The organism is Polaromonas sp. (genome assembly GCF_036676035.1).
In the GTDB taxonomy this organism is placed as follows: domain Bacteria; phylum Pseudomonadota; class Gammaproteobacteria; order Burkholderiales; family Burkholderiaceae_C; genus Polaromonas.
Genome location: NZ_JAKFDR010000095.1, coordinates 1 through 3,355, shown reverse-complemented (window position 1 = coordinate 3,355; position 3,355 = coordinate 1). Strand labels below are relative to the sequence as shown.

The 3,355-nt window shown below is 61.5% G+C and carries 6 protein-coding genes; 3 read left to right on the top strand and 3 right to left on the bottom strand.

Annotation, left to right across the window (positions count from 1 at the left end):
• Positions 1 to 115 precede the first annotated feature (115 nt).
• Genes V6M61_RS13785 through V6M61_RS13775 form a run of 3 tightly spaced genes read left to right on the top strand, consistent with a single transcriptional unit; the run spans position 116 to position 1,184 of the window.
• On the top strand, positions 116 to 463 hold the full coding sequence (locus V6M61_RS13785) for a hypothetical protein (protein ID WP_332777148.1): 348 nt from the start codon (positions 116 to 118) through the stop codon (positions 461 to 463).
• Positions 464 to 510: 47 nt separating this feature from the next.
• On the top strand, positions 511 to 825 hold the full coding sequence (locus V6M61_RS13780) for a CcdB family protein (RefSeq protein ID WP_332777147.1): 315 nt from the start codon (positions 511 to 513) through the stop codon (positions 823 to 825).
• 5 nt (positions 826 to 830) lie between these two features.
• Entirely contained in the window at positions 831 to 1,184 is a 354-nt protein-coding gene (locus V6M61_RS13775; protein ID WP_332777146.1) for a hypothetical protein, read from the top strand.
• A 20-nt stretch (positions 1,185 to 1,204) separates the two neighbouring features.
• Here V6M61_RS13775 and V6M61_RS13770 read toward each other — a convergent pair whose 3' ends face one another.
• Genes V6M61_RS13770 through V6M61_RS13760 form a run of 3 tightly spaced genes read right to left on the bottom strand, consistent with a single transcriptional unit; the run spans position 1,205 to position 3,354 of the window.
• On the bottom strand, positions 1,205 to 1,990 hold the full coding sequence (locus V6M61_RS13770) for a zinc-dependent peptidase (RefSeq protein WP_332777145.1): 786 nt from the start codon (positions 1,988 to 1,990) through the stop codon (positions 1,205 to 1,207).
• 30 nt (positions 1,991 to 2,020) lie between these two features.
• On the bottom strand, positions 2,021 to 2,827 hold the full coding sequence (locus tag V6M61_RS13765) for a UDP-2,3-diacylglucosamine diphosphatase (RefSeq protein ID WP_332777144.1): 807 nt from the start codon (positions 2,825 to 2,827) through the stop codon (positions 2,021 to 2,023).
• A gap of 20 nt (positions 2,828 to 2,847) precedes the next feature.
• Positions 2,848 to 3,354, bottom strand: coding sequence for a peptidylprolyl isomerase (locus V6M61_RS13760; RefSeq protein WP_332777143.1), 507 nt, complete (start codon positions 3,352 to 3,354; stop codon positions 2,848 to 2,850).
• Position 3,355: the final 1 nt, after the last annotated feature.

Sequence of the window (3,355 nt, the reverse complement as noted above, 5' to 3'; positions counted from 1 at the left end):
GTATCGAAGGGTTCTTCGGGCTTGGCTGGCTCAGCTCAAACCCCGACTTGGCATTTGGCTTGACGCTTCAAATTTCATGCGGCATGATGGCATGAAGTCATAGCAAGGAGCCATCATGCTCAAAGAAGTCGGCGCCAGCGGCCAGATATCGTTGGGTAAAAAGTTTGCAGGGCAGCTTTACGATGCTGTTTTCCATCAGGATGGTCGGGTGGAGTTATTGCCCATGAAAGTTGTGCCCGCAGCGCCACAGGTGCAGGAAAACGTCGCTACTTATGCGGTCAAAGCGCCTGGTCGTACCCCGGCGGATGCCGCCTCCACTGCAGAAAATCAGCAGTGGGTTGCTGACCATGCTGCCGAGATCGCGCAGTACAACGCCTGGACCAGCACACGCGAGCCTTATGCCCTGCGTGTACGGCGCTGGCGGCAATCACAAACGGACAAGCCCACCACCACAGCAACCTGAGCCTTGATCGGCAGCTGCAATCCGTTTCACTCCTGTTCGTCACACTCATGGCCCGATTCGACATCTATCCCAACCCCATTGCCGAAGACCGCCCCGAGTTTCCCTTTGTGCTTCAAATACAAAGCGATCTGCTTTATCAGTTCACAGAACGAGTGTGTGTGCCTCTGGTCCGCCCACAGGCAGTGCCCGGATTGACGGAACGCTTTAACCCAACGATTGAGGTGGCCGGTGAATCGTTGCGCCTGCACCCCTTAGGTATCAGCGTCTTTTATGTCGATGAACTGCGTGTCAGCATAGCGTCTGCCCAAGCTCGAGGACTCGATATTGAAACCGCGCTCGACATGCTGCTGCGAGGCTACTGAAACCCATGACGCCCCAAGCTTTCATTCAAAAATGGGGCCTAGGCGGCCCGGCTTTCAAGCTCAACGAGCGACAAGGTGCACAACCCCACTTCATGGACCTGTGCGCGTTGCTGGGTGTGCCGACGCCCGGCAGTCACGGTGACTACATCTTTGAGCAGGACACGTTAGTCTTGGGTGAAGCGCGTGCTTATGCGGACGTGTTCAAGCGCGACCACTTCGCTTGGGAAAACAAGGCCCCCGGCAAAAACCTGGACGCCGCGCTCAAGCAGCTGCTCACCTACAGCCTGGCGCTCAGCAATCCTCAAGCGCCTGCTGGCGCTGAATCTGCAGCGACATGCGGCGCAAATGCTATCAAATAAATAGCTGCTTGCGCCCGTTCTTATTGGGCTGGAGGCTTGTTTCGCTTGAAGTATTCATCGAACAAACCGGCCAGCGCCGCAAAGTCCTGCGCAAAGCGCGGCCGGTTTACAAAATAGGCCTCGCAAGCCACGGCAAAAAACTCGGCGGGTGAGGTCGCGCCGTAGGCGTCCAGCCAGGGCGGCGCGCCGCCAAAGCGCTCGGCCATGGCCACTTTCTCGCAAAAAGCCTCGTAGGCGGGCTGCATCACGGCCTGCCACGCGGCGCGGGCGGCGCGTGAGGGCAGGGGCGGGCAGCCGTTGGCCGCACCATCGCGCATGTCGATCTTGTGGATGAATTCGTGAATCACGACGTTGTAGCCCCGGGGTGCCAACTGGCCAGCCGCCGCCACATCCTGCCAGCTCAGGGTCACCGGGCCGCGCTCCATGGCTTCGCCTGCCAGCACCTCGCTGTAGCGGTGCACCACGCCTGCCGCATCAGTCACCTCGCGGCGCGCCAGCATGGCGCCGGGGTGGACCACGATGCCCTTGAAGTCGTCGTAGTACTTCAGCCCCAGGTGCAGTACCGGCAGGCAGGCCTGCGCCGCAATGGCGACGGCCATTTCGTCGGTGACGATAAGGTCGTGCGCGCCGCTGAATTCTTTGTGTGTCAGAAACCGGCTGGCCAGCGCGCGCAACTGCAAGCGCTCAGTTGCCGGGCGCTGCGCCAGAAACGGGTAGTGCGCCAAGGTGTGCTGCCACAGGGTGTCAGGAATCGTGTCGGGGCTCCCTAGCCAGCGCTCAAGCCCTGTGCGCAACCAATTCAGCATAAATAGAAAAAAGGGGGGCGGGTTGCCGTACTAGAGCAGCGCAATGCGCTGCAAGCCGCTGGCCGACAGGCGCAGCACGTCGGCGCGCGGCACCGGGGCGCCGGCATCCCAGTCGCTGAGCACCACGCGCGAGCAGCCATCGCCGAGGTCATGCTCGGCCGGTTTGTGGGTGTGGCCGTGAATCAGGGTGCGCGCCTTGGCCGCTGCCAGCCATTGGCGGGCCGCTGGAGTGTCCACGTCAGCGTAGCTGACCCCGGATTTTTTTCGTGCTTCGCTTTGTTGCCGCAGGCCGCGCGCAATCGCCTGGCGCTCAGGCAAAGGTTTGGCCAGAAAGGCCTGCTGCCAGGCGCTGCTGCGCACCTGCTGGCGAAACTGCATGTAGTCCACGTCGTCCAGGCACAGTGCGTCGCCGTGGGACAGCAGCCAGCGCTGGCCGGCGAAGGCCAGCACGGTGGGGTCGCCCAGCAAGGTGATGTGGCACAGGTCCATCAAGCTTTCACCGACCAGTGTTTGGCCCACCAGAAAATCGCGGTTGCCGTGCATGAAAAACACATCCAGCCGCCCGGCAGTCTGGCCCAGCAGGCGGGCGCAGCGTGCCTCGAAGCAGGCCTGGGGGGCCGGCGGCAGATCGGCGCCGACCGCGTCATCGCCAACCCAGACCTCAAACAGGTCGCCCAGGATGAACACCGCGTCGGCCGGCGTGCTCTCCATGTAGTGCTGCCACGCCTGGAAGGTGGCCGGCTCGGCGGCCTGCAAATGCAGGTCTGAAATGAAGTCGACCGTGCGCCAGGAGGGCGGCGCATTGAGTTCCGCTATGGGGGGCACGGTCGCAGTCATGGCCGGCAACAGGCTGTGGTTTAGAGTGCCACGGCTTTTTCGATCACCACGTCGGTTTGCGGCACGTCGTCATGAAAGCCCTTGCGGCCGGTTTTCACCGCCTTGATCTGGTCGACCACTTCGGTGCCAGCCACCACTTTGCCAAACACCGCATAACCCCAGCCCGACGCGCTGGGCGCGGTGTGGTTCAAAAAGCCGTTGTCGGCCACGTTGATGAAAAACTGGGCGGTGGCGGAGTGGGGTGCGTTGGTGCGCGCCATGGCAACGGTGTAGTTGTCATTCTTCAGACCGTTGTTGGCCTCGTTTTCGATTTCGGCATCGGTGGGTTTTTGCTTCATGCCGGGCTCGAAGCCACCGCCCTGCACCATGAAGCCGGGAATCACGCGGTGAAAAATGGTGTTGTTGTAATGGCCCTTGTTGACGTAGCTCAGGAAGTTGGCGACCGATTTGGGCGCCTTGGCCTGGTCCAGCTCGAGGGTGATGACGCCGTAGCCGGCAATGTGGAGTTCGACTTGTGGGTTGCTCATG